This window comes from Neomelitea salexigens DSM 19753 (assembly GCF_000422345.1).
GTDB lineage: Bacteria > Pseudomonadota > Gammaproteobacteria > Pseudomonadales > Spongiibacteraceae > Spongiibacter > Spongiibacter marinus_A.
The window spans coordinates 324,122-337,264 of the sequence record NZ_AULP01000001.1 but is presented as its reverse complement, the minus strand read 5'-3'; the positions used below and the strand labels follow the sequence as shown (position 1 = coordinate 337,264).

Sequence of the window (13,143 nt, the reverse complement as noted above, 5' to 3'; positions counted from 1 at the left end):
GGTTTTATCGATAGCTCTCTACCGGCGGGCAAGAGCAGATCAAGTTGCGGTCGCCGTAGACGTTATCGATGCGATTGACCGTTGGCCAATATTTCGACTCTCTTAAGTCGTTAACGGGCCATGCGGCTTCTTCGCGACTGTAAGCGCGAGCCCAGTCACTGCTGACGATGTCGGCTTGCGTGTGCGGTGCATTAACCAGTGGGTTGTCGTCAGCGGGAAGCTGGCCAGCTTCCACGCGCGCAATTTCCTTGCGAATGTGGATCATGGCATCGCAGAAGCGATCGAGTTCGGCCTTGGCTTCGCTTTCAGTCGGCTCGATCATCAGTGTTCCGGGCACTGGGAATGACATGGTGGGCGCGTGAAAGCCATAATCCATTAAGCGTTTTGCAACGTCTTCTTCGCTGATGCCACTGCTTTCTTTTAAGGGGCGCAGGTCGATAATGCACTCGTGGGCGACGCGACCGTGTTTGCCGGTATAAAGGATGGGGTAGTGGTCAGCCAGGCGCTTGGCCATGTAGTTGGCGTTAAGAATCGCAACTTCTGTAGCGCGGCGAAGTCCGGCGCCGCCCATCATGCGGATATACATCCAGGAAATAGGTAGGATACTGGCGCTGCCGTAGGTGGCTGCCGATACGGTGTCGTTTTCGCTACCCAGGCCGTTAATCGGCTGTACAGGGTGATTGGGCAGGAAGGGAGCCAGGTGGGCTTTAACACCGATAGGCCCCATGCCAGGGCCACCACCACCGTGGGGAATGCAAAATGTCTTGTGTAGGTTGAGGTGCGATACGTCGGCACCAAAATGGCCAGGGGCGGCAAGGCCCACCAGGGCATTCATATTGGCGCCGTCGACGTAAACCTGGCCGCCGTGCTCATGAACGATGTCACAAATTTCGCGAATGCCTTCTTCGAAAACGCCGTGAGTCGAGGGGTAGGTCACCATTAGTGCGGCGAGCTCGTCGCGGTGTTGCTCGGCTTTTTGCCGTAAATCCGCGACATCAACATTGCCCAGTTCGTCGCAGTTGACGATCACCACACGCATACTTGCCATCGCTGCTGACGCGGGGTTCGTGCCGTGTGCTGAGCTTGGTATCAGGCAGATGTCGCGCTGCGCATCGCCGCGGCTTTCATGGTAGCGGCGGATGGCAAGCAGTCCGGCATATTCGCCTTGAGAGCCCGCATTCGGTTGCATGGAGAATTTGTCGTAGCCTGTGCATTCCACCAGTTGCTTTTCCAGTTCATCAACCAGCTGCAGGTAGCCTGTTATCTGATTTGCGGGGGCAAAGGGGTGGATGCGCCCCAGTTCAGGCCAGGTAACCGGGATCATCTCGCTGCTGGCGTTGAGTTTCATGGTGCAGGAGCCGAGCGCGATCATCGAATGGTTAAGCGCAATGTCCTTGCGCTCCAGGCGGCTCATATAGCGCAGCATTTCTGTTTCAGAGTGGTAGCTATTAAAGACCGGATGCTCCAGAACGGCGGTGTGGCGTTGCATATCCGCCGGTATTCCCGGTAATTCGCCGAGCTGGCTGTCGATATCCGCTACGCTCGGTAGCGCTTGGTCTGCCGTAAATACTGACCAAATTTGTTCGATATCTTCACTGCGAGTCGTTTCATCCAGGCTGATGCCGAGACTGTCGCTATTGCGCCGGAAATTAAGGCCCAGTGCCTCTGCTTTGTCGGCCAACTCTTTGCTGCGCTCGCCACAGGCGACAGTTAACGTGTCGAAGAAGTGGGCATTGCTGTCGAAACCTAGCTGCTTGAGGCCCGATGCAAGTACGGCTGTAGAGCGGTTGACACGAAGTGCGATCCGGCGAAGTCCTTCGGGGCCATGATAAATGGCGTAAAACACCGCCATAATGGCGAGCAGCGCCTGCGAGGTACAAATATTGGAGGTGGCCTTTTCGCGGCGGATATGTTGCTCGCGGGTTTGCATGGCCATGCGCAGTGCCGGTTTTCCGCGGCTGTCTACCGACACACCAATGATGCGGCCAGGTACGGAGCGCTTATGTTTGTCTTTAGTTGCGAAGAAGGCTGCGTGGGGGCCGCCAAAGCCCATGGGGACGCCAAAGCGCTGAGCGCTGCCAACGACAATGTCGGCACCCTGTTCGCCTGGAGGTGTGAGTAGCATCAGGCTGAGAAGGTCGGCAGCGACCACGCTAAGGCAGTCTTTCTCCTGCGCGAGCTGGCAAAGTCCGCGCAAGTCTCGAATTTCACCGCCTGTCTGTGGGTATTGAACAAGTACGCCGAAGCAGGGCTGCGCTTCCAGGTCGCTAAAGGCGTCGCCGACGACGACTTCGAGGCCGAGCGCATCGGCGCGTGTTTTGAGTACCGCGATAGTTTGTGGGTGGCAGTGCTGGTCGACGAAAAATACATCACTTTTGTTTTTCCGCGCCGCGCGTTTGCACATCGCCATGGCTTCCGCGGCAGCGGTAGCTTCGTCTAGCAGCGATGCGTTGGCGAGATCCAGTCCGGTGAGGTCGATCACCATTTGTTGGAAATTCAGCAACGCTTCTAGGCGCCCTTGCGCGATTTCCGGTTGGTAGGGTGTGTACGCGGTGTACCAGCCTGGATTTTCCAGTACGTTGCGCAGAATAACCTTGGGGGTATGGGTGTCGTAGTAACCCATGCCAATATACGAACGGGCAATCGTGTTCTTGGCGGCAATACTGGCCAACTCATTGAGTGCATCTTGTTCGCTAACCCCGTCGGGCAGCGGCAGTGAGTCACGCAAGATAGATGCGGGAACCGTTTCGCTGATCAATGTCTCTAGTGAGCTGCTGCCCAAGCTATTGAGCATAGCGCGAACTTGCTCTTCGTTCGGGCCGATGTGCCGCTGTTGAAATTCACCTGAGTCACTAAGTTGCTTGAGAGAGTGGGTCATTATTGCAAGGCGCCTGCGTTCAAAAAAAGCGCGCTTATTAAAGCATATTGCGGTTGGAATTTCCCCGGCATTATTGCCGCCAGCTGCGATATTTTCCTCGGAGATCGCCGCATTCAGGAAGTTTATTGTGTGGTTTGGCGATTTGTGGAAATTGCGGTCGATAAGCTAAATGAATTCGTTATAAAATGCTGCAAACATAGATCGCTCGTTAGATTTATGGGTCATAGTCAGTAGGAGAATAGAGTGATTCGCAGTGCCACGCTTGCCGTATTGATCGCCGCTGTTTGCAGCGCCTGTGTGATGGCCCCGAACTACCGGGGTGGTCGCACACCCGTCGAGCAAGGTGGTCAGCGCGTTGCTTCTTTGGAAACGGCACTGGCAGATGCGTTGATCCAAATTGAAAAGCTCAAGGCACGAGATGGTGGTAGCGCGCTATCGGCAATGCCGCCTGATGCGCAGACGGGCGCTTGTTATGCTCGAATGTTGTTGCCGCCAAAATTTATTGATCGCGAAGCCACTCGGGTGGTGAAGGAGTCCAGTGAAAAACTGGAGATGCAGCCCGCGAAAACGGAGTGGCGCGAAGAAAAGGTTGTGGTGAGTGAGGCCTACACGCAATTAAAGGTGGTTCCTGCGACCTATAAATGGCTTGAAGAAAAGACGCAGGTGCTTCCTGCCAGGGTTCGCCAAGAATTGGTGTCTGAGGCTGAATACGAGACAGTAACAGAGAAAATCCTGAGCAAGCCGGCAGAGTCGGTGTGGCGCCCGGGGCGCGGTGCGGTGGAAAAGATTGATGAAGACAGCGGCGAGATTCTCCACTTGGTGGAGGTGCCTGCCAAGTACCGCCGAGTCGAGCGCCAGGTGTTGAAGCGCCCAGCCGTGTACCGCCGCGTTGTTGAGCCTGCCGTTTTCGAGACGGTGAAAAAGCGGGTGATCGACAAGCCTGAACACACCGTTGAGGTGAAGGTGCCTGCAACAACCAAAACGGTGCGAGTGCAGCACGTTGTCGAGCCGGCAAAGGTCAAGCGAATTAAGGTGCCTGCTGTGTATGAGCGCTACAGCTATCGCGAAAAAATTGCCGATGAGACCTTGGTGTGGCGGCAGATTCTGTGCAAACGCGACGCAAGTGAAGCCACTATTCGCAATGTTCAGCGAGCCCTTAACGAGCGCGGCTTTGATGCGGGCTACGCCGATGGCATTCTCGGTAAACGCACACGTACCGCTATTCATAGTTTTCAGCAGAAGAAGGGGTTGGCGACAGGCCGTTTGTCAGTTGAGACCCTAGAAGCGTTGGATGTCGCGGCACCCTAGCTAGTGTTGTTCTCTTGCCGCCATATGCATTCGACTGCAAAATGCGGCTATGGAGAACCTTCAACAGTTACTTAATGAAGTAGCGGCATGCCGCCTTTGTGAATCGGCGCTGCCTCTTGGTCCGCGCCCGGTTCTACGGGTCGCGCCAGAGGCTAGAATTCTCATTATCGGGCAGGCCCCGGGGCTGAAAGTGCACAATAGTGGGCTGCCCTGGGATGATCCTTCCGGTGACCGCCTTCGCGGCTGGTTAAGCATCGATCGAGAGCAATTCTATCGCGACGCGCGCCTGGGTATTTTGCCGATGGGCTTTTGTTACCCAGGCAAGGGCAAGAGTGGCGATTTGCCGCCTCGTCCAGAGTGCGCGCCAACATGGCATGAGCGCCTGTTGCAGCAGATGCCGCATATAGACGTTGTGCTACTGATAGGCCAGTATGCCCAGAAACGCTATGCCGGTGATGGCGAGACAAGCCTCACCGAACGCGTACAAAACCAGTCGCTAGACGGGCGGTTTATCAGTCTTCCACACCCCTCGCCGAGAAATATCCGTTGGTTTAAGCAAAACCCTTGGTTTGATGAGCAGCTACTGCCATCGTTTCAGCGCCGAATACACCCCCTACTAAGCGAGCCGTCGTGAGTGATAAAAAACAGTCAGTGATCGTTGGGCCTTGGCGGCTGCATCACAGTGAGAGTGTCTACGAGAATCCGTGGCTGCGGCTTGAGCATCACGAGGTGACCACGCCGGGAAACACGCCGGGCATCTACGGGAAAGTTTGCTTTAAGAACCGTGCGGTGGGCGTGATACCGGTGGATGAGCAGGGCTACACCTGGTTGGTAGGTCAATATCGCTATCCGCTGCAAGCCTATAGCTGGGAGATACCCGAGGGCGGCTGTCCTCTTGACAGCTCCGCGCCGGAGGCAGCGCTGCGCGAGCTTGCAGAGGAGACCGGCCTGCGTGCGGCGGCGCTGCACCCATTGATGACGCTGCACACCAGCAACTCCTGCACCGATGAAGTCGCACAGATTTATGTAGCGCGGGGCCTAACGCTGGGCGAAAGCGCGCCGGAGCCCTGCGAGGAGCTTGAAGTCCGGCGTCTACCGTTGCCTGAGGTAATAGACATGGCGCTTTCCGGTGAGATTACCGATGCTATCAGCGTGGCGGCGCTACTAAAGCTGCACACCTTGTTGCTGAAACATGAAGGCTGTTGGAAGGCGTTGCTTGAGCGTCTGCCGCCCAGTGAGATATAAACAGCGTTGTCGGCAATAGCCGCCGGGGCCCTTCATAGGAGCCTGAAGAGGAGGTCGTATGGAACAGATAGTGCGGTGGAGCAACGGTGTATTTGCTGCTTTGGTTATCACGCTGTCAATGCTGGCGGGTGCGCATGCGGAAGAGTCCGCCAAGGGCTTCAGTCGCGAGCAGGTAATGGAAAAAGCCGGGTTGTTTTTCGGCGAAACAACCGAGGGGTTGGCAAAGGCGGTCGAGAAGGTTTTTGCCGAACAAGGTGAGCCCAACGCCATTATTGTTGGCGAAGAGGTCTCCGCAGCACTGGGGGTTGGTGTGCGCTACGGCCGCGGTGAATTGCAAACCCTTAGTGGGGAAGTTCGCGCGATATTTTGGCAGGGGCCATCCATCGGTTTTGATCTCGGGGCAAATGCATCCAAGGTTTTTACGCTGGTTTACCAGCTTGACGACGTCGAGCGTTTGTATCAGCGCTTCCCGGGCGTGGAAGGGAGTATCTATGTAGCCGCCGGTGTCGGGGTGAATTACCAGCGCAGTGGCGACATCGTTTTGGCGCCTATTCGCACGGGTGTTGGTCTGCGCAGCGGCGCCAATGTTGGGTATTTGCAGTACAGCAAAAAAGCCAGCTGGAACCCGTTCTAAGGGCTCGCTCTAAAGCCCGGTTTATGCCGGGCTGGTTTCATCGCTGAGCGCTGCGGCAGTCTTTTCGGCTTGTGCCAAGTAGCGCTGGTGAAGGCAGTGGCAATAGTCGCAGAGGGCATTGACCACAATTTGGCTTCGCAGTGAGATCACCAAGTCGAAGGCGTGCTGAGCATCGGGCAGTTCGGCGTAGGCCACGGGGTTTTTTGAGCTGGCCTTCAATTCTGCGTAGAGCTCACGCGACTCTTTCACCGGTACAAGTGTGTCCGCTTCGCCGTGAATAATAAGAAAGGGTGGTGCATCTTCATGTATCCACGACACGGGCGAGGCGCTGCGCCACAGTTCGCCGCCCTCGCTGCGCGTCTTCTTAATCACGCGCTCAGCCAGCCATTGTTCTAAGCCTTCATTGTGCCGCTGTGCCTTACTGTTCAGAAAATCATAGACCCCATAAAACGGGATGCAGGCTTGCACCTGAGTGTCGCGCTCCTCAAAGCCCGGCTGAAACTCGGCGGCGTTAGCACTCAGTGCTAACAGACTACTTAAATGACCGCCAGCAGAGCCGCCCGTGGCGACGATAAAGTCGGGGTCACCACCGTAATCGGCGATGTGATCTTTGGTCCAGACCAGCGCGCGCTTGCAGTCGATAATATGGTCGGGGAAGGTTGCCGCCGGACTCAGGCGATATTGAACGGCAACGCAGATCCAGCCGTTTTCGGCGAGCTGTGTCATTAGTGGCAGGGCCTGTTGCTCTTTGCTGCCCAGGTTTTGCATCCATGCGCCGCCGTGTATTTGTAGCAGTACCGGCGCATTTTTTGGGCAATCCCGGCGACGGTAGATGTCGACATGAAGCTTGCGGCCATTAACATCGCAGTAGGGAATATCCTTCAAGCGCTCTACCCGTGGATGGCGGAAAGCGAAGGGTTTTAGCAAGCGGTCGCTGTCGGGGGTGTAGTGCAGGTTATCGGGAGTCTGCGGATAATCGTCAGTCTCCAGCGCTTCGCAAACAGCCGCACGCATAATTGCCTCATTATTTCGCGCCCTGAAGTAAAACAAGCCCAAGCTGAGCCAGCTTGCCATGGCAATCAGCAGTCCGAGGCTATCGGCGAGGCCGTCGAGTTCGCCGAATAAAACGATCCCCGCCGTAAGCAGCACATTGATGGCTATGATATGCAGGCCGAGTTCGCCCGCTAACATGCCAAAAATGAAGCTGACGATGCCCATGAATTCAGGTCTACCTTTCCAGGGGTGGTAGGCGTTCCAGCTAAACCATGCCCAGAAGAGTGAAAGTGTCAGCATTGCGAATGTGCCTCGGTTGATGTGTGTGACTCAGCGCGGAGAATGCCCGTAGTGAATGGCGGTAATATAATAAAGCTTTTCGCCGGTTGGCGCTGTGACGGAAATTTCATCATCTACTCGCTTGCCAAGCAAGGCTTTAGCGAGCGGCGAGTCCATGGAAAGTTTGCCACTGCTCACGTCAAACTCATCCGGGCCGACGATACGGTAGTGGCTTTCGTTACCGTCTTCATCCTCTATGGACACCCAAGCGCCGAAGAAAACCCGTTCTCGATCGCTGGGGAATTCGTCGACCACAGTGAGTTCATCGAGTCGTTTGCTGAGAAAACGCACCCGGCTGTCGATTTCCCGCAACCGTTTTTTGCCGTAGATATAGTCGCCGTTTTCCGATCGATCGCCATTCTTTGCCGCCTCGTGCACGGTTTGGGTGACTTGCGGACGCTCCACTTTCCACAGCTGACGCAGTTCTTCACGAAGCGCGCGCTCGCCCTCTGGGGTGATGTACCGAGAGCCTCGTTGGCGGGGCGGACGATAGCGACTCATTTGTTGTCAAAACCTTAAGCGAGATGCTGAATCGCGCATAATATCGCGATATGGTGTTAGGCAGAAATCGCTAGGAGATGATATGCGAACGCTAATGATATTGTTAACCGCGCTGTTGCCGCTGCAACTCGGTGCTATTGAACTGCAGGGGCAGTTGATACAGGGCGGGCTTATCCACGGCAAAGTGGCACCTGGCAGCCGAGTGGAGCTCGGAGAGCACACGTTGAAAGTGGCTGAAAATGGGGTGTTTGTGGCCGGCTTTGATCGCGATGCGCCCGCGGCGATGACGTTGCGCGTGTGCCGTGACGGCGACTGTACCAGCCAGGAACTTGCGATAACGCAGCGCGAATACGCCGTGCAGCGGGTAAATGGGGTCCCTCAGAAAACCGTTACACCGCCGGCAGAGGTGCTGGCGCGTATTCGTCAGGAGTCCGCCATGGTGGGTAAGGCGCGCCGGCGCAGTGAAGACCGGCAGGATTTTTTAAATACCTATCAATGGCCGCTAATTGGCCCCATCACTGGTGTTTTCGGTAGTCAGCGTGTCTATAATGGCACCCCCGGTCGACCACACTATGGTGTGGATGTGGCGAGGCCCGTGGGGGCAACGGTTATCGCGCCCAACAGCGGCGTGGTGACGCTGGTTCACAACGATATGTTTTATTCGGGGGGAACCCTGATCATCGATCACGGCCAGGGTATCTCCTCCACGTTCATCCATCTGAGTAAGATTTTGGTTGCACCCGGGCAAGAGGTGGAGAGAGGGCAGGCCATCGCCGAGGTAGGTGCAACGGGGCGGGCGACAGGGCCGCATCTTGACTGGCGCATGAACTGGCATGGTCAGCGTTTAGACCCGGCGCTATTGGTAGGACCGATGCCCAGTGAGCTGGCGCCCGTCAGTGAATGAGCGCACCCCGGGGCTGCGTTGTTGTTTTGATTTAGAGTGTTGAAAATGATTGATAAAAAGTTGTTGGAAATATTGGTTTGCCCGGTGAGCAAAGCGCCTGTCGAGTTCGACGCTGAGCGCAATGAGCTGGTGTGTCGCGCTAGCGGTTTGGCCTACCCGGTGCGCGACGGTATTCCGGTAATGCTGGAGTCAGAGGCGCGACCGCTGACTGCTGATGAAAAACTTGGCTAATTCACCCGTTGTCGCGGGCGTTGGCGCATACATCGCCTGCTGATTTCGCTATACTTTTTCCTTTCCGCCGGAAGCTGTCTTCCGGCGTTTGTCGTTATGTAGACCCCAGAGTGAGACCGTGTTCATGAAAAGCGCTGCTATCCGCGATGCCTTTATTCGCTACTTTGAAAGCAAGGGACACACCCCGGTGGCCAGTAGTTCGCTGGTACCCGGTAATGACCCTACGTTGCTTTTCACGAATGCGGGGATGGTGCAATTTAAAGACGTGTTCCTCGGTCGCGATAAACGTAATTACAGCCGTGCAGTCAGCAGTCAGCGCTGTGTTCGCGCTGGTGGTAAGCACAACGATTTGGAGAATGTTGGCTACACCGCTCGCCACCATACGTTCTTCGAAATGCTGGGGAATTTTAGCTTTGGCGACTATTTCAAGCGCGATGCCATTCTCTTTGCGTGGGAATTCTTAACGTCGAAGGAGTGGCTGAATATCGATAGCTCACGCCTGTGGGTAACGGTTTATGCCGACGATGATGAAGCCTACAAGATATGGAATGAAGAGGTTGGTATTCCGGCTGAGCGCATGGTGCGTATCGGCGACAACAAGGGCGCCAAATACGCCTCGGATAACTTCTGGTCAATGGGTGACACAGGCCCCTGTGGGCCCTGTACAGAAATTTTTTATGACCACGGTGAAGATGTAGCCGGTGGTCCTCCGGGGAGCCCGGATGAGGACGGCGACCGCTACATCGAAATTTGGAACAACGTATTCATGCAGTTCAATCGCGATGCCGATGGCACCATGACTGAGCTGCCTGCGCCATCGGTAGACACCGGTATGGGGCTGGAACGCATATCTGCGGTGATGCAGGGTGTTCACAGCAATTACGAGATAGACCTGTTCGATAACCTCATTGCCGCGACGGCCAGGGTGCTGGGTGTTGATGACCGTCAACACACGTCGTTGCGTGTTATTGCTGACCATATCCGCTCCTGCGCGTTTTTGATTGCCGATGGTGTACTGCCATCCAACGAAGGACGCGGCTATGTGTTGCGCCGGATAATTCGCCGTGCAGTGCGCCACGGCAACAAGCTTGGTGCGACCGAGCCCTTCTTTTACAAACTGGTTGATGCCCTGGCTGTTGAAATGGGCAGTGCTTACCCTGAGCTACGTGAATTGCAGGGTGCGATTGAAAAAGCATTGCTCCAGGAAGAAGAGCAGTTCGCGAAGACTCTGGACCAGGGGATGAAGATTCTCGAGGCAGACCTGAGTGAGCTTAAGGGGCAGCAAATCCCGGGTGAAACGGTGTTCCGTTTATACGATACCTATGGTTTTCCCGTGGACCTTACCGCCGATATCGCCCGTGAGAAAGACCTGACGTTGGATATGGACGGGTTTGAGGCGGCCATGGAGGCGCAGCGCGAGCGTGCTCGCTCAGCATCGAATTTCAAAATGGATGCCGACCTGCGTTTAGACGTCGACGGTGCCACCACCTTTACTGGCTATCAGTCGCTGAGCGACGATGCCAAGATTATTGCGCTGTTGCGTGATGGTCAGCCCTGTGAACGCGCTGCAGAGGGTGATGATGTTCTGGTGGTGCTGGATCGTACACCTTTCTACGCTGAGTCCGGTGGCCAGGCAGGGGACTGCGGTGTTATCCGTGCAGAAGGCTTACGCATAGAAGTGCGCGATACCCAAAAGGCCGGTGATCACTTTGTGCATATTGGCGTGGTTGCGGCGGGGGCGGTTGTTGCCGGCCAGACTGTTGAAGCCGAAGTAGATGCCAGTATTCGTCAATCTACCGCGCTGAATCACTCGGCAACCCATTTGCTTCACGCCGCATTGCGCAAGGTACTGGGTGAACATGTAGCGCAAAAGGGCTCGCTGGTAACCGCTGAGCGCCTGCGTTTTGACTTTGCCCACGGCGAGGCGGTAACTGCGGAACAGTTGCAGAAAATAGAGGCGATGGTGAATGACGAAATTCGCCGAAATACGGCGGTTGAAACCGTGGAAACCGACATCGACTCTGCTAAAGAGCGGGGCGCGGTGATGCTGTTTGGCGAGAAGTATGGCGAAACCGTGCGTGTATTGAGCATGGGCGGCGACTTTTCTGTCGAGCTGTGTGGCGGCACCCATGTTCGTCGCACCGGCGATATTGGCGTGATGCGTATCGTTGCGGAATCTGGCATTGCTGCCGGTGTGCGCCGAATTGAGGCGGTAACCGGAGCCGAAGCGCTTAATGAAGCGGGGCGCGATCGCAGCCGTCTGCAGTCTGCTTGTGCGGCATTGAAAAGTACGCCTGAAAATTTTGATGCCAAACTTGCGCAGCTGCTGAGTAGCCACCGGGAACAGCAAAAAGAACTAGAGCGTCTAAAGGCCAAGCTGGCAACCGCGGGCAGTCGCGATCTATTGTCTGAGGTGGAAGAGATCAACGGTATTAGCGTCCTCGCCGTTAATATAGAAGGCGCTGATGCGAAGACCTTGCGCGATAGCATGGACCAGCTGAAAAATAAGTTGGGCTCAGGTGTGGTGCTGCTGGCCAGTGGCGAGGGCGAAAAAGTATCGCTGGTCGCCGGCGTAACGAAAGACCTCACGGGTCGCTGCAAAGCGGGCGATATTATGAAGCGAGCTGCGGCGGCAGTCGGAGGCAAGGGCGGCGGTCGTCCAGACATGGCGCAGGGTGGCGGCAGCGATGTTGCCGCGATCCCCGCTGCCTTGCAGTCGGTCAAAGATTACGTGAATCACGTATAGAGACATAGTAGCCGTTTCCTTTATTCTGGAGTTGTTGTTTAATGAGCGCCCTTCGCACAGGGCGGTCATTTGCAGATAGAAAACATGAGTCTGATTGTTCAAAAATTTGGCGGTACTTCGGTCGGCACCGTTGACCGGATAAAGGCGGTCGCAGAGAAGGTTGCCGGCTTTCGGCGTCGCGGTGATGATGTTGTGGTAGTCGTGTCGGCCATGAGTGGCGAGACTAACCGCTTGATTGAAATGGCCAAGGCCATGCAGGAGCACCCCACCCCAAGGGAGTTGGATGTTCTCGTCGCAACCGGCGAGCAAGTAACCATTTCCCTGTTGTGTATGGCCCTGCATGAACTCGGTGTCGGGGCGAAATCCTACACGGGCAGCCAGGTGCGTATTCTCACCGACGAGGCCCACACCAAGGCGCGGATCAGGGAAATTGATGATCACCGTATTCGCGATGACCTGGCTGGTGGCAACGTGGTTGTAGTTGCTGGCTTTCAGGGTGTGGATGAGAACGGTAATATCACCACCCTTGGCAGAGGTGGCTCTGATACCACGGGTGTCGCCTTGGCGGCGGCGCTGAAGGCCGATGAGTGCCAGATATATACCGATGTCGATGGTGTTTACACCACCGACCCTAGGGTAGAGAGCCAGGCGCGTCGGCTTGAGCGCATCACCTTCGAAGAGATGCTGGAAATGGCTAGCTTGGGCTCGAAGGTGTTGCAAATTCGCGCCGTTGAGTTTGCAGGTAAGTACAATGTGCCGTTGCGCGTATTGCACGCCTTTGAAGACGGCCCGGGTACGTTGATTAGTCTTGAGGAAGAGTCAGATATGGAAAACCCGGCGATTTCGGGTATCGCGTTCACGCGCGATGAAGCAAAGATTACGGTACTCGGTGTACCCGATACACCGGGCTTGGCCTACCAGATACTTGGGCCTGTTAGCGACGCAAATATTGAGGTAGACGTCATTGTTCAAAACGTCGCAGAGGACAATACGACTGACCTGACCTTTACTGTCGGTCGAAATGACGTTGCGAAAACAGAGGCAATTGTTCGCAAGCTGGTCGAAGAGACAGGTGCGCGAGAGGTGAAAACCGACAATAAAATTGCCAAGGTGTCGCTTGTGGGTGTCGGAATGCGCTCACACGCTGGCATCGCAAGTAAAATGTTTAAAACTTTGGCGGAAGAGTCGATCAACATTCAGCTGATTACCACTTCAGAAATTAAGATTTCGGTGGTCGTTGATGAAAAATATCTAGAGCTGGCGGTGAGGGCCCTCCATACAGCTTTTGATCTAGATAAAGCGCCTACATCGTAGAAACAGAGACGTGAACTGCTGCGCGCATACGGATACGCACGGGGTACGGA

Annotated in this window: 11 protein-coding genes; 8 read left to right on the top strand and 3 right to left on the bottom strand. The window is 55.6% G+C overall.

The window, feature by feature from the left end:
• Positions 1 to 4: 4 nt before the first annotated feature.
• Entirely contained in the window at positions 5 to 2,878 is a 2,874-nt protein-coding gene (gene gcvP / locus H573_RS0101585; protein ID WP_027872734.1) for an aminomethyl-transferring glycine dehydrogenase, read from the bottom strand.
• Between the two features lie 243 nt (positions 2,879 to 3,121).
• Here gcvP and H573_RS16620 point away from each other — a divergent pair, with 243 nt between their 5' ends.
• Genes H573_RS16620 through H573_RS0101560 form a run of 4 tightly spaced genes read left to right on the top strand, consistent with a single transcriptional unit; the run spans position 3,122 to position 6,065 of the window.
• Complete coding sequence (locus H573_RS16620) at positions 3,122 to 4,186, top strand: peptidoglycan-binding domain-containing protein (protein WP_051170839.1); 1,065 nt, start codon at positions 3,122 to 3,124, stop codon at positions 4,184 to 4,186.
• 49 nt (positions 4,187 to 4,235) lie between these two features.
• A complete protein-coding gene (locus H573_RS0101570) occupies positions 4,236 to 4,820 on the top strand; it encodes a uracil-DNA glycosylase family protein (RefSeq protein ID WP_027872732.1) in 585 nt (194 codons plus the stop codon).
• Positions 4,817 to 5,431 carry an NUDIX domain-containing protein gene (locus H573_RS0101565; protein WP_084497849.1) on the top strand — a complete coding sequence of 205 codons (615 nt, stop codon included), beginning with the start codon at positions 4,817 to 4,819 and terminating at the stop codon, positions 5,429 to 5,431. Before H573_RS0101570 ends, H573_RS0101565 begins: the two co-directional genes overlap by 4 nt.
• Positions 5,432 to 5,489: 58 nt before the next feature.
• Entirely contained in the window at positions 5,490 to 6,065 is a 576-nt protein-coding gene (locus H573_RS0101560; RefSeq protein ID WP_027872730.1) for a DUF1134 domain-containing protein, read from the top strand.
• 21 nt (positions 6,066 to 6,086) lie between these two features.
• On the opposite strand, the gene H573_RS16615 is transcribed toward H573_RS0101560, so the two are convergent.
• Together H573_RS16615 and greB are read right to left on the bottom strand one after the other, a co-directional pair.
• On the bottom strand, positions 6,087 to 7,358 hold the full coding sequence (locus H573_RS16615; protein ID WP_154653809.1) for an alpha/beta hydrolase: 1,272 nt from the start codon (positions 7,356 to 7,358) through the stop codon (positions 6,087 to 6,089).
• Positions 7,359 to 7,388: 30 nt separating this feature from the next.
• On the bottom strand, positions 7,389 to 7,898 hold the full coding sequence (gene greB, locus H573_RS0101550; RefSeq protein WP_027872729.1) for a transcription elongation factor GreB: 510 nt from the start codon (positions 7,896 to 7,898) through the stop codon (positions 7,389 to 7,391).
• An 82-nt stretch (positions 7,899 to 7,980) separates the two neighbouring features.
• Between greB and H573_RS0101545 the strand changes: the two genes are divergently transcribed.
• From H573_RS0101545 to H573_RS0101530, 4 genes are all read left to right on the top strand, one after another.
• Positions 7,981 to 8,802: a M23 family metallopeptidase gene (locus H573_RS0101545; protein ID WP_036255448.1), complete on the top strand. Its 822-nt coding sequence runs from the start codon at positions 7,981 to 7,983 to the stop codon at positions 8,800 to 8,802.
• 45 nt (positions 8,803 to 8,847) lie between these two features.
• Positions 8,848 to 9,033 (top strand): Trm112 family protein, encoded by a 186-nt coding sequence (locus tag H573_RS0101540; RefSeq protein ID WP_027872727.1) that lies wholly within the window; start codon positions 8,848 to 8,850, stop codon positions 9,031 to 9,033.
• Positions 9,034 to 9,157: 124 nt separating this feature from the next.
• Positions 9,158 to 11,779 carry an alanine--tRNA ligase gene (alaS, locus tag H573_RS0101535; protein ID WP_027872726.1) on the top strand — a complete coding sequence of 874 codons (2,622 nt, stop codon included), beginning with the start codon at positions 9,158 to 9,160 and terminating at the stop codon, positions 11,777 to 11,779.
• A gap of 84 nt (positions 11,780 to 11,863) precedes the next feature.
• The gene (locus tag H573_RS0101530) at positions 11,864 to 13,093 is read left to right on the top strand and encodes an aspartate kinase (RefSeq protein WP_027872725.1); all 1,230 of its coding nucleotides are present in this window, start codon (positions 11,864 to 11,866) and stop codon (positions 13,091 to 13,093) included.
• Positions 13,094 to 13,143: the final 50 nt, after the last annotated feature.